Below are 20,892 nucleotides of genomic sequence, written 5' to 3'. Positions count from 1 at the left end.
ATCCATTTATAACAGTTAAAGTGCGCGTATTTTGCCAAATCTTTGCTAGTTACGGAAACACTATTTCCATGCCATTTTAATATCTTTCGCTTATTGCACAGTTTTAGATCAGTCATGCGTCACTGGTCTGTACAGCGTTGCAGAATATCAACGCTATGTTGCATCTACTACATTTTTGACCTACCTATAGTTCTATAAAATGGCGCAACATAAAAATGGATGTGAATCTAATGAACTCGGCAAATACCCATTACACGCGTACTGCTCAAATCCTGCATTGGCTCATGGCAATTATCTTTATTGCTGCTTGGCTGATTGGTTTTTATAGCGGAAACTTCCTCAGCTATGATGCTGACGGTAGCTTTAAAGGGGATGTCATTACCTTACATAAGAACATTGCAACCACGATTATTTTTCTGGTGGTAATTCGTATCTTTTGGCGTTATACCCACCCTGCACCCAAACTTTCAGACAGCATGTCACCGTTAATGCAAAAAATGGCCCACCTCGGTCATTTGGCTTTATATTTCATTTTGTTGGCTTTGCCAATTACTGGCTGTTTATTTAGCTGGAGTGCTGGGCACCCTGCACCGGTATTGTACCTTTTTGAAATTCCCCGTTTAGTACAAGACAATCCACAGTTACTCGCGATCGTAAAACCTTTACATATCTGGATTTCATGGGCAGCTGGATTACTGTTGGTAGGGCATATTGCAGCAGCACTGAAACACCACTTTATTGATAAAGATAATGTGTTAAATAGCATGACCAAACAGGCAAAGTAAGACCAAGTTGAACCAGCCTAAAAGCATCAATCTGTTGCTTTTAGGACTTCATCCACCACACATCCTTTCAGCGTATTCAACACACCCTGTTGGACCACCTGTTTTTTGACTTGTTCATCAACTACGGCATGTAGCAAGGTTGTTGCTGGAATATCCTTTAACGCATTTTCACCCACGCAACCACAGATTTGCGTTTGGAGCTGATTCTTTTTCTCTTCACCAAGCAATGCTGTACTGACTTTCCACAGCCTTGTCGCTTCAAGCTCAACACCGCACTGATACACCACCACTGGCTTTAATAGCTTTTGAGTTAACCCTGTATCGGTTTTGAGCAAATAAACTGCAAAGAGCACAAAAATAACCACAAGCACTGCAATCATTTTTTTCATATTGATCTCACATAAAAAAGACAGAGCGAACTCTGTCTTTAAAAGGGCATCAGATTAAGCAATGGCTGCAATTTCAGCCGCCCATTTTTGCTTCTCTTCTGCCGAAATAAACGACGCCTCAAAAGAGTTCAGCGCCAATTGTTTTAGCTCAGCTGCTGTTAAGTCTAACGCATCTGTAATGGCAATAAAGTTATCATTCATATAACCACCAAAGTACGATGGATCATCTGAATTTACTGTCACTTGCACACCTTGTTGCAACAAACGGCGGATGTTGTGCTGTGCCATATCGTTAACGACACATAGCTTTAAGTTGCTGAGTGGACAAACTGTCAGTGGCATTTTCTCTGCGATCAAACGCTGCATTAATACAGGATCTTCTTCAGAGCGCACACCATGGTCAATACGATTCACTTTAAGCAAATCTAAAGCTTCCCACACATATTCTGCTGGACCTTCTTCACCCGCATGCGCAACCACTAAAAAGCCAGCTTCACGCGCTTTAGCAAAGACACGTTCAAACTTTGAAGGAGGATGCCCAACTTCGCTTGAGTCCAAGCCCACACCAATGATTTGATCTTTATACGGCAATGCCTGTGCTAAAGTTTCAAGGGCTGCTTCTTCACTTAAATGACGCAAGAAACACATAATCAAATGCGAACTAATGCCAAATTTTGCCTTGGCATCATCACATGCGCGTTGCAGACCATTAATCACTGTTTCAAAAGCAATACCGCGGTCAGTATGCGTTTGTGGATCAAAGAACATTTCGGTATGCACTACACGATCTTCGGCACATTTTTCAAAGTATGCCCAAGCCAAGTCATAAAAGTCTTGCTCATGAATCAGTACATTTGCACCTGCATAATAAATGTCTAAAAATGATTGCAGATTGTGAAAATTATAAGCCTGTTTCACTTCTTCAACCGACTTATAAGGAATGTCTATTTGATTACGCTGTGCGATTGCAAACATGAGTTCTGGCTCAAATGTCCCTTCAATATGCACATGCAATTCAGCTTTTGGTAAAGCACGAATGAGCTCCAATTGACTCATATCTTTTCCTCTTTAAAAATAAAAAAGGGCGTAAACTGAGTTTACACCCTTATCACTATTTGATGAATTAGCCACCAAATAACGCGAATTTTAATGCCCAAAGCACAGCCACGATCCACACCATGTACGGTACAGTCGCCGCTTTACCGGTGAACAATTTAACCAATGCATAGCTAATAAAGCCCATCGCAATACCATCTGCAATTGAGTAGGTAAATGGCATAAATACAATGGTTAAGAACGCAGGTACAGCTTCAGTAATATCATCCCAATCAATATGGGTAATCCCCTGAATCATCAACACACCAACAAATAACAATGCTGGAGCTGTTGCAAAACCAGGTACAGATTGAGCTAGAGGTGCTAAAAACAAACATAAGATAAATAACACACCGACCACAACTGCGGTTAAACCTGTACGGCCACCAGCAGCAACACCCGCAGACGACTCAATATATGGTGTCGTCGAAGATGTACCTAATGCTGCACCAGCAACAATTGCGGTTGAGTCTGCAAATAATGCTTTTTTCAAACGTGGAAGCTTGCCATCTTTCAGTAAGCCTGCACGGTGTGACACGCCAACCAATGTACCTGTTGAGTCAAATAAATCGACCAAGAAAAATACAAAGATGACACCCACTAAGCTTGCCGTAAATAGACCTTCAAAGTCCATTTGCATGAATGTTGGAGCAATTGATGGAATCTCACCAACAACACCTTTAAACTCGCTTAAGCCCATTGCTGTTGAAATTGCAGTTAAAGCCAAGATGCTGATAATAATAGCACCACGCACTTTAAAGTGATGCAGTACAACCACCATCAAGAAGCCAAATAAAGCCAAAAGAACCGTCGGTTGCTTTAAGTCGCCCAATCCAACCAAAGTCGCTGGATTGTCCACAATAACGCCTGCATTTTTTAAAGCAATCAGCGCAAGGAATAAACCAATTCCGCCGCCAATCGCAAGCTTAAGCGACATTGGGATTGCATTCACAATGGCTTCACGGATCTTAAACATACTGATCGCAATGAACACCAAACCTGATACAAACACTGCAGCTAAAGCAGTCTGCCAAGGCACACCCATACCCATACACACCGAATAGGTAAAGTAAGCGTTTAAGCCCATACCCGGTGCTAATGCAATTGGATAATTTGCAACAATACCCATAACCAAACAGCCAATTGCGGCTGCAAGACAAGTCGCTACAAAGACAGCACCATGATCCATCCCCGTTTCGGATAAAATCATTGGATTCACAATAATGATGTAACACATGGTTAAGAATGTGGTTACACCTGCAAGAAGCTCTGTACGAAAACTGGTTTTATTTTCACTCAGTTTGAACATACGCTCGAGCATATTTTCTGAAGATGGATTAGGAGTCGTCATGACCTAGCCCCTGTAAATAAACTTTTAAAACTGTATAACTGCCAAAAAATTTCGACACTCAGTACGATGAAAATCTGATTAAATTTCTGGAAGTTAAAGCAATGAATATGCCAAATTTCCTCAATTTAGGAAAAGTTTATTTAGCCATGAATGATTCAAACGCAGGGTCGAACCATATATACCTAAACAAAAAAGCCGCATAAACCGTATGCAGCTTTCAACAAAAAAGTCATTTTAGACTCAAAGTCTAAAATTCAATATATCTTGGCGCGAATTATAACACACTGATTTTTAATTGTTTTAAATTTATTTTTAATTAAAATTCAACACGATAAGTCATTTATACATGATTTTATTCTATCTTAAGCTTCAAATTACTTTAATGGAGACCTGATCGATTATTGCTTCAGCATCACTTTGAAAACGAGCTATTGACTTTTTCAGGCACGACGTTTGCCTTTGAGAGAGGACTCAACTTTTGCACTTTAGGCTCAGTACTGTTCATGAGTTGATTCAACTGTTGCTGTTTTTTCGTTTCTGTATCCTGAAAAACAACAAACCCAAGCAAACAAACAGCAGCCACAAAAATAGGGATTAGAATTTTTTTCATGACATTCACAATATCCACAACTGCTTTAGCATGATTACAAATCATAACAAATAATACAAAGGGCCACACATTTATCAGATAAAAAGTATCTTCACACTTTATAGTTTTTTCTGATTTAATTATTTCAATAACATAAGATTAAATTAAATGAGTGAGAAAAAAATATGATCAAAGTGCTCAATTTTGTAATATTTTATATTTCAAAAAATTACAGTTGATTAACCTTTTATGAACATAATTTGGTTTAGACAAGATCTTCGCATACACGACCATGCCGCACTTTGGCATGCAAGCCAACATGGACCTATGCTGGCTTTAGTGATCCTATCCCCACAACAGTGGCTATTACATCATGATGCAGCTGTAAAAATTGATTTATATGTCAGACAATTGCACGATTTAAAACAGAGCCTTGCTCAGCTGAATATTCCTTTGCTCATTCTAAATATTCCGCTGTGGCAAGATATTCCACGTCGGCTTTCATCTTTGTGTCATACACTGCAAGTACAACAGATTTTTGCAAATATCGAAATGGGCGTGAATGAGCTTAAGCGCGATGCCGAAGTTCAACAATGCTTAAATCAGCAACACATTGAATTTACACTCTTCCAAGATCGAACCCTCTTTCCCTTAAACAGTATTCGTAACCAATCTGGTAAGCCCTATCAAGTCTTTGGCGCTTTTAAAAAAACCTGTTATGAGCGCTTAAATATTGGCTTACCGCAGTGCTATCCACTCCCTTCTACGCAGCAGCCCATACAACTTCCTACCGATTTAAATACAACCATTCCACACATTGAATCGCTGATTGATGTGAATACGAATGAGCTAAATCAAATTAAAGCCTATTGGCCTGAAACGGAAATATATGCGCTTTCAGTGCTCGATGATTTTATTGATCACAAAGTTAGTGGCTATCAAAAAGAGAGGGACTTTCCATTTTTAAATAGCACCAGTCAACTTTCAACTTATTTAAATCTCGGGATCGTGTCGATTCGCCAGTGTCTCAATGCCCTGTTTCGTGCTCAACACGGTCAATTTATGATTGATAACACAGGCCAGCAGACTTGGTTAGATGAATTACTTTGGCGGGAGTTTTATCAACATATTTTATTTGATTTTCCACATGTCTCTAAACATCTACCATTTAAAACCAACACACAGCGTATTGTTTGGCGAGATTCGCCTGAAGATTTAAACGCATGGCAACAAGGTCGTACTGGTATTCCAATTGTGGATGCAGGCATGCGACAACTACTTGCGACAGGCTGGATGCATAATCGAGTTCGTATGATTGTCGCAATGTTCTTAACTAAAAACTTGTTGATTGATTGGCGTCTGGGCGAGCAATGGTTTATGCAACATTTGGCTGATGGTGACTTAGCGGCCAATAATGGCGGATGGCAGTGGTGTGCCTCCACGGGCACCGATGCTGTGCCTTATTTCCGAGTCTTTAACCCTGTGAGCCAATCTCAGAAATTTGATAGCAATGGTGATTATATTCGACAGTGGCTGCCAGAGCTTGCACATTTAGATGCCAAAAACATTCATGAGCCTTATGCGAAGCAGCAGAATATGGATTTGGACTACCCCAAACCAATCGTCGATTTAAAATCCAGTCGTGTTCGTGCCATCGAAGCATTTAAAGGGCTTTAAACACCTAAAGTTTGGGCTAAGTTCTGCTTAGCAAGACGCTCATAGCACTTTTGGAAAAATGGCGTCTGGTACAGTGGCTGCGTTTCCAAAAAGTGCCTTAACACTTGTTGACGCTTCTGCACATAAAGTGAGGGCTCAACCCAAGCATATTCTTGCCGAATTTGGCATTCATATTCAGCAAAACGCATAGGATCGCTGGCTAAAATAGCCAGATCAATATCCAATAGATAAGCCAAATCAGTATCAGCGGTCGGTGCATGTACTTGGGTTGCTAAAATCCATGCATAGATCTTTGCAATTTGCTCAGCTCCAAGCACATTTTCAAGCATCCGTTGCATATAATCGGCGCTTTGCTGCTCATTATCATGTGCTTTCGGGTTATAAATGACATCATGAAACCAAATGGCCAACTCAACAGACAAAGTATCATCCAGGTAGATTTTGATCTGATGAAAATGCTCTAAACATTCAACAATATGTTGAATGTTATGATAATGTCGCTGCACTTCACTATAGGCGCCATACAGCGACGCATAGAAATTTTGAGTGGTATCGTCATCCAAACTCAGTTTCTTTGCGGTAAGCGCCCAATAGTCCTGAAACTGTTTTGTATACTGCGCCATTGGAATGCCCTTGCATTATGCCGCCTGTTCATCTCGTTTAAAGACCAACTCACCTTTTAATGAGCTGTCGGCATCAAAGTAATAACCATCTGTTTGGAATGATTTTAACCCTTCAATTTGATCAATTTGGTTTTCAATCATATAACGCGCCATCAAACCACGTGCTTTTTTGGCATAGAAACTAATGACTTTATATTTACCATTTTTCTGATCTAAAAACACAGGTTTAATAATTTCTGCTTGAATTTTGCTTTCTTTCACGGATTTATAGTATTCATCCGAAGCAATATTCAGCAAAATTTTAGAACCAGCGTGCTCTAAATCTTGGTTAATTAAATCGGTAATATGATTGCCCCAAAACTCATACAGATTATGTCCGCGTGGGTTAGCCAGCTTGGTTCCCATCTCTAAACGATACGGCATCATCAAGTCCAATGGACGTAGCAAACCATATAAACCAGAGAGCATTCTTAAATGTTGCTGTGCGTACTCAATGCTCGACTCTGACAAATGATAAGCATCTAAACCAGTATAGACATCGCCCTTAAAAGCAAACATAGCTTGTCGGGCATTTGCAAAGTTGAATTCTGGCTGCCAATCGCGAAAACGATCGACGTTTAAGGTGGCAATTTTTTCACTGACGCTCATTAAGCTTGCAATTTCACTTGCTGACAGTTTGCGACTAACTTCGATCAATTCTTGGGAATGTTGCAACAATCTGGGTTGTGTATACGCATCGGTAGGTAAAGCAGTTTGGTAATCTAAAGTTTTGGCAGGAGAAACAAGGGCAAGCATAGATAACCTGATTAAAAAACAATTAAACAGACTATATCAGTAGACTTATTTTATTGCCAATCTGTGTTTTTAATAAGCATAAACGGTTAAACTAGCCGATTCTCCTGTTATATGTATCGATTCTCTATGTCTGAGCAGATGTTCATTCAAGGTCCAGTTGGACAAATTGAAGTTTTTGTAGATTATCCACAGGGTGAAGTGAAAGGATTCGCGGTAGTTACTCACCCCCATCCACTCCAAGGTGGTACGCCTCAACACAAGGTTCCAGCATTACTTGCGCAAATGTTCTTAGAACGTGGTTGTATTGTGTACCGTCCAAGTTTCCGTGGCTCAGGTCAAAGTGTTGGTCTACACGATGAAGGTCATGGCGAAACTGATGATGTTCTTGAAGTGATTAAGCATGCTCGTGCAGCACATACAACTTTACCCTTTTATGCGGGTGGTTTTAGTTTCGGTGCGCATGTCATGGCAAAATGCTATGATGCTTTACAAGAAGAAATTCGACCAAAACAAACCATTTTATGTGGTCTACCAACGGCAACGGTCGCAGGTGTGCGCCACTATGTAACACCACAACTTAAAGGTGACATCTTATTCATCCATGGCGAAGCAGATGAAGTTACCTTACTGTCTGACATGATTACATGGGCTAAACCGCAGCGCCATTTAGTGACTGTATTACCTGGTGCAAACCATTTCTTTACCGGTTACTTAAAACAGTTACGTATTGCGATTACACGTTTCTTGTGGATTTAACGCATCACTCAGTTCAGGAAAGAAACGGCTGTCTAACATTAGCCCCTTTCTTTCTTGAACTTTTATTTTTAATCTAGACCTATCTTTTTTTTCTATTCCAACGCTTAATAAGCCATTTCCAGCAGCTTCATTAGTCACCCCTTATATCTCTTGTCAAAATAGTTTTAAGCCTCCTTTTGAGCGCTAAACTCAACCAGCACGATCTCCATCAAATACCTGTTTTAAAAATCAGTGAGCATTTAATCCTGCTAATGGTACTTTATGCAACAATCTACTCTTGAACTTGATATATTCTGCACATCATTATTCAAATAATAAATTATACAATCAACATCTTAGCTCGTGAGAGCTATTCATTTAAATAATTTTTAAAATATTCAGGGATTTTATGAAAACAATTCTCGGGGCAGTTTTAGTCACTATAGCCACCACATCAGCCTGTGCTCAAGACATTATAGGAACTTGGCGTTATATCGATGATAAAACTGGAGAACCCAAAGGTCTGGTGAAAATTGAAAAGCAAGCCAACGGGACTTATGCTGGAACTGCACTGAAAGCAACACCTCGTCCAGGTTATACAGCAAAAGAGTTTTGCACCAACTGCCCTGCACCCTACACCGATAAGCCTATTATTGGTATGCAAGTGATTACCGGTTTAAAAACTGAAAATAATATTAATTATACGCATGGCAAAATCATTGATCCCGTTTCAGGCAAGCTGTATAGCCTAAAAGGTAAAATTAGCCCAAATGGGAAAAAACTATTCTTAAGAGGTTATTTAGGCGTTTCTGCTGTGGGACGCAGCCAGACGTGGTTACGTGTGGAATAAGGCTTATAGCACATCCAGTTATAAGCGCGTTGACCCATCAAAATATTAAACGTGTTCTGTCCTAAAAAATGCTGAATCAGGAAAAATCAATTCAGCATTTTTTATCTATTCAATTAGCCTTTCCACTCAAACTCAGTAAAACTTTTATCTGTTTTTAGCGTATTTTCAACCGCTTGTGCAAGTTGGTTCAACAAGCTTCGTTCAGCAATTCGGTCTAACCAGTCTTGCTCTTCTTCTGGATAAGAGGCAATTTCGCACACCAGATTTCCTTCGCTGTCATGACCTTGGCACGTAATAGACAGTGGCAAAGTATGATTATCGACACTCACAGCCACCTGATCACCACTTTGTGGCAATGTTTCAAAACCAAATTGACCTAACTTTTGAACCAGCAAGTCTTGTACCTGCTTCTGTACCACACCGCTTTCACTTACTTCCTGCTGCTGTCCATGCTGTGCTGTAAATTGTAATTTTCTCATTGATCATCCCAAAGGCTTTTTTGTTATATGGGTTTAGCATAATGACTTAACACAAAACAGCCAAGCAAAAGCTTGGCTGTTCTCACACAAAATATCTAAGCTTTAGTCTTATTCAGTGACTTGGATCGCTAAACCAGCTTGATTGCTTAATTGCGTAAAGGTCGGGAAACTGGTTGCAACCGTTTCAGTACCAATGATTTTAATTTCACCAGAGGTGCGTAAACCTGCCATTGAGAAACTCATTGCAATACGGTGATCGTGATGTGATTCAATTTCGCCACCGGTGAAAATCGCGCCCCACTCACCTGAACGACCTTTACCTTCGATGATGATGCCATCGTCAGTCGGTGTACAATCGATACCCATGGTTTTTAAACCATCCGCCATCACTTGAATACGGTCTGATTCTTTCACACGCAGCTCAGCAGCACCTGTTAATACAGTTTGCCCTTCCGCACATGCCGCAGCAATGAACAATGCAGGAAATTCATCAATCGCCAATGGCACTTGATCTTCAGGCATATGAATACCTTTGAGTGTACGTGTACCTTGAATACGAATGTCTGCAATCGGCTCTCCGCCTGCAATACGTTCATTTTCAACGGTAATGTTCGCACCCATTTGCTTCAAAATCTCGATCACACCTGTACGCGTTGGGTTAATGCCCACTGCTTCTAAAGTCACGTCTGAACCTTCAGTAATCGCAGCACCCACCATAAAGAAAGCAGCCGATGAAATATCTGATGGCACTTGAATCTCTGTACCGACTAACTTACCGCCACCTTGCAGTGAAATACGGTTGCCTTCTGTTTTCACGTCATAACCAAATGCACGTAGCATACGTTCAGTATGGTCACGTGTAGGTTCTGGTTCGGTAACAGATGTTTCACCTGCTGCCCACAAACCTGCCAATAAAATCCCAGACTTCACCTGCGCAGAGGCCATTGGCAAATCATAGTGAATGCCTTGTAAAGCTTGGTTTCCAGTGATCGAAACAGGAGGTGTACCACGCTCACCTGTGGTTTGAATCTGTGCACCCATTTCGCGTAACGGTTTAGCAATACGTTCCATTGGACGCTTCGACAGTGATGCATCACCCGTCATGACAGAGTCAAATTTTTGTGCAGAAAGCATGCCTGAAAGTAGACGCATCGAAGTCCCTGAGTTACCCATGTAAAGCGCACTTGCTGGTGCTTTTAGGCCATTTACGCCCACACCATGAATCGTCACTTCACCATTTTTAGGACCTTCAATGCTCACGCCCATATCACGGAAAGCTTGTAAGGTTGCTAACGCATCTTCACCTTCCAAGAAACCTGTCACATACGTCGTTCCTTCCGCAATTGCACCAAACATGATTGAACGGTGTGACACAGATTTATCACCTGGCACGCTAAACTTACCTTGGAAACTTTTTTTACCCGGTAATATGGTGAATTGCTGTGTCGTCACTTTATTGTTCTCCATGAAAGGTTTTTGAGCGAGCATATGGTTAAAATGCTGGCGTGCTGCTTGCGCATGTCCGAGCAAGCCCATTAAAGCATGTGAATCTTCATCTTCAATGAGTTTACGAATCGTTGCCAGTTGGTTTTCAAAACCATCTACGGCATTTAAAATGGCTTTTTTATTGGCAAAAAAGATGTCATGCCACATTTGTGGGTCACTTGCCGCAATTCGAGAAAAATCGCGGAATCCCCCTGCAGCATAGCGAAAAATGTCTAAATTATCTTCACGGTTTGCCAGTTGTTCAACTAAGTTAAAAGCCATCAAATGCGGAAGATGACTGGTATGCGCTAAGACTTCATCATGCTTGGCCACATCCATACAAATCACTTCTGCTTTCGCAGCTTGCCATAGTTGGATCAGTTTCTCTACGGCCCAATCAGCACTGGTTGGTAACGGTGTCAAAATCACTTTATGATTTGCAAATAAATCGACCTTACCTGCATGCACACCTGTATGTTCTGCACCCGCAATTGGATGCCCCGGTACAAAGCCAGCAGGCAATGCTTCACCGTACACAGCTTTGGCCGCATCGACCACATTACCTTTGGTACTGCCCACATCGGTAATAATCGTATGTTCATGCAAATATGGTTTAATGGTTTCCAATACTTTTTGCGTTGCACGAACAGGCAAGGCCAAAACCACCAAGTCCGCACCTTGAACTGCCTCCACAGGGTCACTATAGCCTTGTTGGATTAAGCCCAAAGCTTTGGCATTCTGTAAGGTTTTTTCCGAACGTGTAGAGGCTACAATATTTTGGGTTAAACCTTCAGCAATCATCACCCGTGCAAGACTTGAACCAATCAGTCCAAGACCAATAAATGCAACTTTTTCAAACAGTGGCGCAGACATAATTTAAGCGTTCGCCTCTAAACCTAGTACGTTGGCCAAAGCCGTTAAAAATTTCGTATTTTCAGCTTCAGTTCCAATCGATACTCGTAAATGACTGGCGATGCCCACGGGACGAACAATCACCCCTTCTTTTAATAAAGCATTAAAAGTTTGTGCAGGATCGGCTTGTATATCGACCAAAATAAAGTTGGCACGAGAAGGCTCATAGTTTAGACCTAGCGCTTTAAACCCTGTTTCAAGTTGCACCATGCCCGCTTTATTGACCACACGTGATTTCTCAATGAAATCTTCATCTTTCAGTGCAGCAACCGCTGCCACCATGGCTAAATGGTTGACGTTAAACGGCTGACGAATACGATTTAAGAAATCTGTCACTTCTGCCGATGCTAAAGCAAAACCAACACGTAATGCCGCTAAACCAAAGCACTTCGACATGGTACGGCTAACAATCAGGTTCTGATACTGTGCTAAAAACTTTAAGCTATTAAAGTTTTCTGGGAAATATTCCACATAAGCTTCATCTAAAACCACGATCACATGGCTCGGTACTTTTTGCATGAAGCGCTCAAATTCGGCCTCTTCAAACCAAGTTCCTGTCGGATTATTGGGATTTGCAATAAACACCAATTTGGTATTGTCTTTAATTGCCGCCACCATCGCGTCAAGGTCATGCGAAAAACCTTGAGCAGGTACCTCAATCGCTTCAGCATTGATGGCTTGCGTGACCAAAGCATAAACTGCAAATGCGTGTTGGCTATACACTACCGAGTCTTTATCTGAAACAAATGCACGGGCAAAAATTTCAAGTAGATCGTTTGAGCCATTGCCTAAAGTAATACAATCATGTGCTACACCAAACTGCGTATGAACTTGATCCTTCAAGATAAAACCACCACCGTCTGGATATCGTCCAATTTCCGCCAATTCAGCAGCAACTGCTTCTTTTACTTTGTCCGAACAACCCAAAGGGTTTTCATTTGATGCAAGTTTAACAATATCGGTTATCCCCAATTCACGCTCTAATTCGCTAATTGGCTTACCTGGTTGATATGGTTTTAACTTCGCAATACCTTCATTGGCTGGAGCAAACGACATGTGACCTTCCATTCTTACAAGTGGTGTACATGGTTGAATTTAGAGTAAACCCAACCACCTTAGAGATTACAGTACTGCAATCGGGTATGAACCCAACACTCGAACTTCTTTCACGAGTGGACGAATCTCTTCAATCGCCGCTTTAACATTGTCTTGTTCCACATGACCTTCTAAGTCGATGAAGAAAACATAAGCCCATTTTTCAGGCAGTGCTGGACGCGTTTCGATACTGGTCAAACTAATGTTGTGCTTTGCAAATGGTGCAAGGATTTCCAATAATGCACCTGCACGATCATGTGCAGAAATCAGCAATGACGTTTTATCATTACCGCTTTGCGGGATTCTTTCACGACCAATCACCAAGAAACGTGTAGTGTTCTCAGGATTATCTTCAATATTGCTGTGTAAAATTTCTAAGTCATAAATACTTGCTGCAACATCAGATGCAATAGCAGCCGAATGCCATTCAGTACGAATACGACGTGCCGCTTCAGCATTCGAGCTTAAAGCTACACGTTCCACACTAGGATAGTGCGCGTCCAACCATGCACGGCACTGCGCCAAAGTTTGCTGATGCGCATAAATTTGTTTAATGCTGTCTTTACGCGTGTTTTCAGACACAAGAAACTGGTGATGAATACGCAATTCAACTTCACCAATCACATTTAAGTTTGAGGCTTTAAAGCAATCTAAAGTATGGTTGACCACACCTTCTGATGAGTTTTCTACCGGCACCAAACCATAGTGGGCACTGCCTGCTTCCACTTCACGGAACACTTCATCAATCGTCGGTAACGGACGAACCACAGCATCATGTCCAAAGTGCTTCAACACCGCAGAATGTGTATACGTACCGACAGGGCCTAAAAATGCAATACTTTGCGGCGCTTCTAGAGCCAAACATGCAGACATGATTTCACGGAACAAACGTGCCATGGTCACATCAGACAAAGGGCCTTCATTACGCTCCATAACATTCCGTAAAACTTGCGCTTCACGTTCTGGACGGTAAAACATTGGATTCTCTTCAGAAGCAAATTTTGCTTTTGCAACAGCTTCCGCCAGTTTCGCTCGACGATTAATAAGTTGTTGAATCTGTTGATCAACAGAGTCGATATCCTGACGGATTTGGTTGAGGTCAAGAGAAGTCGTTGTGTTTTGATCGTCTTGGATCATTGTTATGTCGCCCTTCATAAACATTGTGCAAACAGTATAACAATAGTTAGCTTTGAAATCTTGCGCAATAAGACTTTGTATGTTTCAGTGCTAAAAACATACAGTTGATTTAATCATCAAGTTTATCAATAAACTGCCCCAATAATAGACATCAATAAAACCACTGAGCCCTGCCTATTTTCTTCTTGCTGTTATGCATAGAACAGCACTCAAGCAAAACACTAAGACAATGTTTTGCGAGTCTTAGCTCAGCGCTTTTAAAGCTGCGTCTAGCTTTTGAAAAATTTTGCTACACCTTCACAAAAATCACCATTCATCCGTATTTCAGTGCGTTAGAATATCTTTTAAAATATGCTTTGCTTAAGTTGACGTATTCATAACAAAGAGAGTATGCAGCAGTAGCGATTGCTCTATAGTCTCAATAAAACAATAATGAACTGTAGGTACTGTCATGCACAAAAAAATTGCAGTCTTGGTCACCTATGACTTTGAGGATGCCGAATATGCTGAACCCGTAGAAGCATTTCGAGCAGCTCGGCATAGTATTATTAACCTTGAAAGTCAGGCTGGCAAAATCATTTATGGCAAAAAGCGTAAAGCTTTTGTCACCATTGACCAAAGTATCGATGATGCCTCCGTGCATGACTTCGATGCATTACTCATTCCTGGCGGTTTTTCGCCAGATAAACTGTGCCAAGATGAACGCTATATCTTATTTGTCAGGCACTTTGCAAACATGCAAAAACCCATTTTATGCAGTGCCGATGCCCCAAAAGTTTTGATGCATGCAGGAGTCGTAAAAGGTCGACGTATGACGTGCATCCACCACCTTCATCAGGACTTAAAAGATGCAGGTGCGGTGCTTTATGACACAGGTGTTGTGAATGACAATAATTTATACATTTCATCGCAAACCCGATATGACTTACCCGCCTTTATACAAGAAAGTTTATTGATACTGAACCGATAAAAAAGAGCCTACTTGAGGCTCTTTTACGCATGTTTATATCAACACTTAAGCCTTAGCGCCCAAGTAGACTACGTGCGACAATTTCTTTCATAATTTCATTGGTCCCGCCGTAAATGCGTTGGATACGCGCATCGACAAAGAAACGTGAAATTGGATATTCACTCATATAGCCATAACCACCAAAGAGCTGCAGTAAATTATCTGCCACCTTCATTTGCATGTCTGTTGAAAAACTTTTTAGCGCAGCCGCGGTTTCGACATCCAATTTGCCTTGCATATAAAGCTCAACGTTTTGATTGTAAAAAGCAGCTGTGGCTTGTTCATCAATCTTGGCTTGAGCCAAAACAAAACGTGTATTTTGGAACTGCGAAATATGTTGACCAAAGGCTTGACGCTCTTTGACGTATTGGATAGTGACATCTATCGAACCGCGAATTGCCCCTATAGCCGTTGCTGCAATTGCTGTACGCTCTCGTGGTAGCTCTTGCATCAAATAAGCAAAACCTTGACCTGCTTGTCCCAATAATTGATCTTTCGGGACTTTCACATTGTCATAAAACAACTCAGAAGTGTCTTGCGAATGTAACCCAATTTTGTCGAGGTTGGTGCCTTTTTTAAATCCGTCTAAGTGGGTATCGACTAACATCAGTGAAACACCCTTTGCGCGGGCTTGCGGATCAGTTTTTACTGCCAAGACCACAAGGTCGGCATGCTGCCCATTTGAAATAAAGGTTTTAGAACCATTTAAAATATAATGCTCCCCTTGCAAAATGGCATTACTTCGCATGGCTTGTAAGTCTGAACCCGCACCCGGTTCCGTCATTCCAATCGCACCGACCACCTCACCTGACACCATTTTCGGTAACCAGTACTGCTTCTGTGCTTCCGTTCCAATGTGCAAAATATAAGGCGCAGCAATTTCAGAGTGACACGAAATACCTGTCGATAAAGCACTAAAACCCGCACGTGCCGACTCTTCCACCAACATCAGTGAATAATGCGTTGGAACACCATAACCACCGTATTCTTCAGGAACATCGACACATAAGAAGCCATTTTCACCCAAGGCATTCCAGACTGAGCGCGGCATTAAGCCTTCTCGTTCCCACTGTTCATAGTGTGGTGCAATCTGTTCATTCATAAAACGGCGAAAGTTATCGCGAAATAGTTCTAGGTCTGCATCGTAATTCAACATATTTCTTCCTTGTAGTGACTTAGTTTTATTATTCAGCCCACATGCTAGCCATTTTTAACGCAACTGTCATGACCGCATCAGGCCATTTTTTTTATGTCAATAAAAAAGGAAGCTCTTAGGCTTCCTTTTTAAGATGAACTGAAATTATGCGTGAGCATTTTCTTCAACAGCCATTTGGCGGTCTACTTCATCTGGATTTGCTAGTGCAAAATGTAATTTCTCTTGGTCTAACTGACCGACCCATTTCGCAACAACAATCGTTGCCAATGAGTTACCCACCAAGTTGGTTAAGGCACGTGCTTCAGACATGAAACGGTCAATACCTAAAATGAGCGCAAGACCCGCCACTGGAATATGACCAACGGCTGACAAAGTCGCTGCCATCACAATAAAGCCCGAACCTGTTACACCCGCAGCACCTTTCGATGAAATCAATAACACACCCAATAAAGTCACTTGGTGCATAAGATCTAGCTGAGTATTGGTCGCTTGTGCAATGAAGATCGCAGCCATCGTTAAGTAGATTGAGGTACCGTCTAAGTTAAATGAATAGCCTGTTGGAATAACCAAACCAACCACTGACTTTTCACAACCCGCAATCTCAAGCTTTTTCAACATACGCGGTAAAACCGATTCTGAAGATGAGGTACCCAGTACGATCAACAACTCTTCGCGAATCATACGAATCATTTTCAAAATACTGAAGCCACAAAGACGTGAAATAGTACCTAAAACCAAGAAAATGAAAAGTAAACAAGTAATGTAGAAACAGATAATCAACTGAGCAAGCTGCGCCAAGCTACCAATACCATATTTACCGATGGTATATGCCATTGCACCAAAAGCACCAATTGGAGCAAGTTTCATGATCATGTTTACAATGTTAAAGAACACATGAGAAATTTGATCGATGAACTTGAGTACAGGTTTACCTGCATCGCCCAATTTATGTAATGCAAAACCAAACATCAAGGCAAATAGTAGCACTTGCAGGATTTCACCTTCAGCAAATGCACCAACTACAGTGTTTGGAATAATATGCATGAAGAAGTCGACAGTTGTTTGCTGCTGACCAGATTCAACAAACTTTGAGATACCAGAAGTATCTAGTGTTGAAGGGTCTACGTTCATGCCTACACCTGGCTTCCAGATGTTAATGACCAGTAAACCGATCAATAGTGCAATAGTCGATACAATTTCAAAGTAAAGTAGCGCAACACCGCCTGTTTTACCCACAGACTTCATACTTTCCATACCCGCGATACCACTCACGACGGTACAGAAAATTACTGGCGCAATAATCATCTTGATCAGCTTAATAAAGCCTTGACCTAGAGGATAAAAAAGCTCGCCCCAGCCAGGTACATATTTTTCAACGCCATTGATAACTTGCGTACCACTAGGGAAAAAATGTCCTACTAAGATACCCGCAATAATCGCGACAATAACTTGAAAATATAGTGACTTATAGATTGGTTTCTTAGTCATAACGAATACTTCTGTAAATCAAAAGACTGAAAAAATCGGTATACCTATACTTCCTCATAGGTAGTTGGCTTTCTGATAAACACAAAAAAGCCCACAGTTTGGACCGCATCCAAACACCGGGTAAAAAAATCATGGTGTACAAACAACAGCACTGTGACAAAAATCACAGTTCATTCATATTTACTGCAATGGGAGAGACTAAAAACTAGCGAGTCACAATTATTGGGTAAATTTTACCTAACATTCTTTAATCAAAGTAAACTGATTTCAGTCATAATGTATAAAATCTAAACAATATGACTCATACTTTAGTCTAATGGTGGGAAATTTATTTAAAATTAAAAGTGCTGTTTTTTTTGATTGTTCCACTAAAATAGCACAACACAGCCTTCACTTACTTTGGTTTTTCCATGAACAACAAAAGAAATATTTATAAAGATGCTGAGCACCCTTTTGCCCAGTTTGTTCGCATTATTGGCAAAGGGAAAAATGGTGCGCGCTCACTCAGTTATGAAGAAGCTTACCAAGCCTTTGATATGATCTTGAAAAATCAAGTGTTAGATGTACAGCTCGGTGCATTTCTGATGCTACTACGAGTTAAGGAAGAGTCTGTAGATGAACTGGCAGGCTTTGTTCAAGCCACACGAGATCAACTGCCGTTCACGCCTTTAGAGGTCGATTTAGACTGGTCTTCTTATGCAGGCAAGCGTAAACACTATCCATGGTTTCTCTTAGCGGCACTGACTTTAGCTAAAGCAGGTTATAAGGTCGTGATGCACGGCGCATCTGGTCATACCATTAACCGTATTTATACTGAACAGGTATTAGAATATCTCGATTTTAATATTTGCCAAACTCAAGCAGATGTGGAACAGGAATTAGCGTCGTGTAATTTTGCTTATCTACCGCTGCACGCCATCTCCCCGATTTTAAGTGACTTAATTTCCCTACGAAATGTTATGGGTCTTCGTTCACCTATTCATACTCTTGCACGCTTAATCAATCCATTTAATGCCAAAGCAACCTTGCAAGCTATTTTCCACCCTGCCTATCGTGGTTCGCATCAGCAAGCGGCATTTAAACTGGGCTATCAAAATAGTGCGGTCATTAAAGGTGAAGGCGGTGAATTTGAACGTAACCCAGATGCAAAAACACTGATCTGCGGCATTAAAAATGGTGAACTCTACGAACATGAGCTACCCAAACTCACTGACAACCGAAGCCCAATTGAAGAAGAACTGGATTTGGCTGAGTTTAAAGCAGTTTGGCTGGGTGAAAAACAGCATGAGTATGGTGAAATGGCAGTGACTGAAACCATTGGCATTGCACTCTATACCATGGGGGTGTGCGATACGTATGGCGATGCCATGCAACAGGCCAAGCAGCTTTGGCACACCCGTTTCTAAGCATAAGGGTCAAGCAAAAGCGTGAACGTTATTCGTCACGCTTTTCGATCCAGTAAAAGTCGGCCCAGTAAGGATAATGCTTTCCTGAAGAATGAATATTTCTGAGATTCAACTGATCACCAATATGGATCTCAATTTTTTGAGATTGATAAGGGCCAGATAAATAAACATCTTTTTGTTGTCCAATGAGGTTTGAACAATAGATTTGATGGCTTTTTATCTTTTTCGATGCTTCACCTGCATGGGCGTTATGGATGTTTATTCCAATCAACAACATCGGATAACCATCATTTTTCATTGATGTGTATTGTGTAACTGGATTTTGAAAATTTTGACTCGGTAATACAGAAACATCTAATAAACATTCAATTTTTCTTGCATCACTTGTTGGCTCTGCAAATACATTAGTCGAAATTGCAGTAATGAAGAATAAACTGAGTCGAGTGAGCTTCATTATTTTTATAAGCATAATGATTGAAACAGTTTTACAGGTTATTTTCTTTTTAGATTCAGTTGTTGAATCACCCAGCATCTGTTGCTGAGCGATTCAACGTATTTTTAATCAATTAAATAAAACGAATAGGTTTAAATTCTGGTTCAGGCACATGAGAATCACACTCCTCACCTTCTTCTTTATGTCCTTTATCAATATAACCCGTACGTTCTTTTTCAGGCGTATTCTGATGCTCCCAAGCAATAACGGCTTGCATACAGGTTTGACGTTGTTCAGCCGTCAACGCAACGCCATTTGGCCATTTACCAATTTCTACAGCTGTTTTTAAACGCTCAACAATATCGGCATCTAAAATAGAAAGCATCTGTTCAATATTCATGATTTAATCCTGTTGAAAAGAGTCAAAATCTTGGTTCCACCCAAGTTTAGTACGGCATGACATATAAAAATCATAACCCGGTGGATGTAATAAATTCAGTTTAAAGGGATGCTTACGAATATGTAAGCTATCACCCACATTGAGCGAAACACTGTGTTGACCATCGGCACTGACCATCGGCAAAACACGGTTTTCACGAATCAGAAGCTTAATTTCACTATGACCACCCACCACAATCGGGCGTGAAGACAAGGTATGCGGATGCATCGGTACCAAAGCAATCGCATCCATCCCCGGATGCACGATTGGGCCACCACCTGACAACGAATAGGCTGTTGAACCCGTAGGCGTCGATACAATCAAACCATCACTGTGTTGACGGTAGACATATTGACCATCGATATTCAGTTCGAAGTCAATCATATGCACCGACTTGCCCGAGTGTAGTACCACATCGTTTAGCGCAATCGCATCATAAATCGTCTCGCCCTTTGAGCGAATTTCCATTTCCAATAAGAAACGACGATCTAACTGAAACTCACCTTTTAAAACTTGATCGAGCTTAAAAATCACTTCAGTCGGCTTGATATCGGTTAAAAAACCCAAACGCCCTCGGTTTACACCCATTACAGGAGTATTGAATTTGACCAAGGCACGTGCAGCATGCAGAAGTGAGCCATCCCCGCCCACCACAATTACCAAATCGACCACTTCACCCAGAAGTGCACGACTCACCGTTTGTGTATTTTTATAAGGAACCAGTTCAGCGGTTTGCGCATCAAAAACGGGATGTAACCCTAAGCTGAGTAGATGATCATGAATAAGACATAAGGTTTCGACAACTGAAGATTTATCTGGACGTCCAATTAAGCCTATGTTTCGAAATGTTTTATGTGAAATTTGCACCTGCAACATCGCTCCGCTACGATTCCCGCCTATCATAACATTATTTATTTAAATTGATTCAAAAACTAAAGTGACTGCTGCTACACACGGAATTGTC

The 20,892-nt window shown here is 41.1% G+C and carries 20 protein-coding genes; 6 read left to right on the top strand and 14 right to left on the bottom strand.

Annotated elements, in window-relative coordinates; genetic code table 11:
- The first annotated feature begins 230 nt into the window (after nt 1-230).
- Nucleotides 231-785, top strand: coding sequence for a cytochrome b (locus tag ACF8FD_RS13075; RefSeq protein ID WP_392453465.1), 555 nt, complete (start codon nt 231-233; stop codon nt 783-785).
- Between the two features lie 26 nt (nt 786-811).
- Here the strand turns inward: ACF8FD_RS13075 and ACF8FD_RS13070 are convergent, their stop codons facing one another.
- From ACF8FD_RS13070 to ACF8FD_RS13060, 3 genes are all read right to left on the bottom strand, one after another.
- Nucleotides 812-1,174 carry a hypothetical protein gene (locus tag ACF8FD_RS13070; protein ID WP_178927683.1) on the bottom strand — a complete coding sequence of 121 codons (363 nt, stop codon included), beginning with the start codon at nt 1,172-1,174 and terminating at the stop codon, nt 812-814.
- Between the two features lie 54 nt (nt 1,175-1,228).
- Nucleotides 1,229-2,230, bottom strand: a complete 1,002-nt coding sequence (locus ACF8FD_RS13065) for an adenosine deaminase (RefSeq protein ID WP_178927684.1) — start codon at nt 2,228-2,230, stop codon at nt 1,229-1,231.
- 67 nt (nt 2,231-2,297) lie between these two features.
- Nucleotides 2,298-3,620 (bottom strand): NCS2 family permease, encoded by a 1,323-nt coding sequence (locus ACF8FD_RS13060; protein ID WP_004696144.1) that lies wholly within the window; start codon nt 3,618-3,620, stop codon nt 2,298-2,300.
- Nucleotides 3,621-4,458: 838 nt separating this feature from the next.
- On the opposite strand from ACF8FD_RS13060, the gene ACF8FD_RS13055 reads away from it, so the two are divergent.
- Nucleotides 4,459-5,886, top strand: coding sequence for a deoxyribodipyrimidine photo-lyase (locus ACF8FD_RS13055; RefSeq protein ID WP_234304731.1), 1,428 nt, complete (start codon nt 4,459-4,461; stop codon nt 5,884-5,886).
- On the opposite strand, the gene ACF8FD_RS13050 is transcribed toward ACF8FD_RS13055, so the two are convergent.
- Nucleotides 5,883-6,509, bottom strand: coding sequence for a metal-dependent hydrolase (locus ACF8FD_RS13050; protein ID WP_234304730.1), 627 nt, complete (start codon nt 6,507-6,509; stop codon nt 5,883-5,885). The two genes, ACF8FD_RS13055 and ACF8FD_RS13050, sit on opposite strands and share 4 nt — an antisense overlap.
- A gap of 15 nt (nt 6,510-6,524) precedes the next feature.
- The gene (gene yaaA, locus ACF8FD_RS13045) at nt 6,525-7,304 is read right to left on the bottom strand and encodes a peroxide stress protein YaaA (protein WP_234304729.1); all 780 of its coding nucleotides are present in this window, start codon (nt 7,302-7,304) and stop codon (nt 6,525-6,527) included.
- A gap of 126 nt (nt 7,305-7,430) precedes the next feature.
- On the opposite strand from yaaA, the gene ACF8FD_RS13040 reads away from it, so the two are divergent.
- Both ACF8FD_RS13040 and ACF8FD_RS13035 read left to right on the top strand, forming a co-directional pair.
- On the top strand, nt 7,431-8,060 hold the full coding sequence (locus ACF8FD_RS13040; RefSeq protein WP_010327145.1) for an alpha/beta hydrolase: 630 nt from the start codon (nt 7,431-7,433) through the stop codon (nt 8,058-8,060).
- Between the two features lie 388 nt (nt 8,061-8,448).
- The gene (locus tag ACF8FD_RS13035; RefSeq protein ID WP_010327146.1) at nt 8,449-8,889 is read left to right on the top strand and encodes a DUF2147 domain-containing protein; all 441 of its coding nucleotides are present in this window, start codon (nt 8,449-8,451) and stop codon (nt 8,887-8,889) included.
- 113 nt (nt 8,890-9,002) lie between these two features.
- Here the strand turns inward: ACF8FD_RS13035 and ACF8FD_RS13030 are convergent, their stop codons facing one another.
- The 4 genes from ACF8FD_RS13030 to pheA all read right to left on the bottom strand — a co-directional run bounded on the left by ACF8FD_RS13030 (nt 9,003) and on the right by pheA (nt 13,997).
- The gene (locus ACF8FD_RS13030; RefSeq protein WP_125274733.1) at nt 9,003-9,368 is read right to left on the bottom strand and encodes a hypothetical protein; all 366 of its coding nucleotides are present in this window, start codon (nt 9,366-9,368) and stop codon (nt 9,003-9,005) included.
- 108 nt (nt 9,369-9,476) lie between these two features.
- Nucleotides 9,477-11,726 carry a bifunctional prephenate dehydrogenase/3-phosphoshikimate 1-carboxyvinyltransferase gene (locus ACF8FD_RS13025; protein ID WP_392453464.1) on the bottom strand — a complete coding sequence of 750 codons (2,250 nt, stop codon included), beginning with the start codon at nt 11,724-11,726 and terminating at the stop codon, nt 9,477-9,479.
- Between the two features lie 3 nt (nt 11,727-11,729).
- Nucleotides 11,730-12,821, bottom strand: coding sequence for a histidinol-phosphate transaminase (gene hisC / locus ACF8FD_RS13020; RefSeq protein ID WP_234304727.1), 1,092 nt, complete (start codon nt 12,819-12,821; stop codon nt 11,730-11,732).
- Between the two features lie 66 nt (nt 12,822-12,887).
- Nucleotides 12,888-13,997: a prephenate dehydratase gene (gene pheA, locus ACF8FD_RS13015; protein WP_234304726.1), complete on the bottom strand. Its 1,110-nt coding sequence runs from the start codon at nt 13,995-13,997 to the stop codon at nt 12,888-12,890.
- Between the two features lie 451 nt (nt 13,998-14,448).
- Here pheA and ACF8FD_RS13010 point away from each other — a divergent pair, with 451 nt between their 5' ends.
- Nucleotides 14,449-14,967: a DJ-1/PfpI family protein gene (locus ACF8FD_RS13010; RefSeq protein ID WP_392453463.1), complete on the top strand. Its 519-nt coding sequence runs from the start codon at nt 14,449-14,451 to the stop codon at nt 14,965-14,967.
- 52 nt (nt 14,968-15,019) lie between these two features.
- Here ACF8FD_RS13010 and ACF8FD_RS13005 read toward each other — a convergent pair whose 3' ends face one another.
- Nucleotides 15,020-16,162 (bottom strand): acyl-CoA dehydrogenase family protein, encoded by a 1,143-nt coding sequence (locus ACF8FD_RS13005; protein WP_234304724.1) that lies wholly within the window; start codon nt 16,160-16,162, stop codon nt 15,020-15,022.
- Between the two features lie 144 nt (nt 16,163-16,306).
- Entirely contained in the window at nt 16,307-17,650 is a 1,344-nt protein-coding gene (locus tag ACF8FD_RS13000) for a dicarboxylate/amino acid:cation symporter (RefSeq protein WP_087526574.1), read from the bottom strand.
- A 410-nt stretch (nt 17,651-18,060) separates the two neighbouring features.
- Between ACF8FD_RS13000 and ACF8FD_RS12995 the strand changes: the two genes are divergently transcribed.
- The gene (locus ACF8FD_RS12995; RefSeq protein WP_234304723.1) at nt 18,061-19,056 is read left to right on the top strand and encodes a glycosyl transferase family protein; all 996 of its coding nucleotides are present in this window, start codon (nt 18,061-18,063) and stop codon (nt 19,054-19,056) included.
- A gap of 28 nt (nt 19,057-19,084) precedes the next feature.
- Here the strand turns inward: ACF8FD_RS12995 and ACF8FD_RS12990 are convergent, their stop codons facing one another.
- From ACF8FD_RS12990 to ACF8FD_RS12980, 3 genes are all read right to left on the bottom strand, one after another.
- The gene (locus ACF8FD_RS12990; RefSeq protein ID WP_234305082.1) at nt 19,085-19,525 is read right to left on the bottom strand and encodes a hypothetical protein; all 441 of its coding nucleotides are present in this window, start codon (nt 19,523-19,525) and stop codon (nt 19,085-19,087) included.
- A gap of 97 nt (nt 19,526-19,622) precedes the next feature.
- A complete protein-coding gene (locus ACF8FD_RS12985) occupies nt 19,623-19,889 on the bottom strand; it encodes a YeaC family protein (protein WP_058869973.1) in 267 nt (88 codons plus the stop codon).
- 3 nt (nt 19,890-19,892) lie between these two features.
- Complete coding sequence (locus ACF8FD_RS12980; protein ID WP_004696112.1) at nt 19,893-20,831, bottom strand: NAD(+) kinase; 939 nt, start codon at nt 20,829-20,831, stop codon at nt 19,893-19,895.
- Nucleotides 20,832-20,892: the final 61 nt, after the last annotated feature.

It is taken from the genome of Acinetobacter sp. TYF_19 (assembly GCF_043105125.1).
In the GTDB taxonomy this organism is placed as follows: Bacteria; Pseudomonadota; Gammaproteobacteria; order Pseudomonadales; family Moraxellaceae; genus Acinetobacter; species Acinetobacter johnsonii.
The sequence above is the reverse complement of the archived record's forward strand: the minus strand, read 5'-3'. Positions and strand labels throughout refer to the sequence as shown.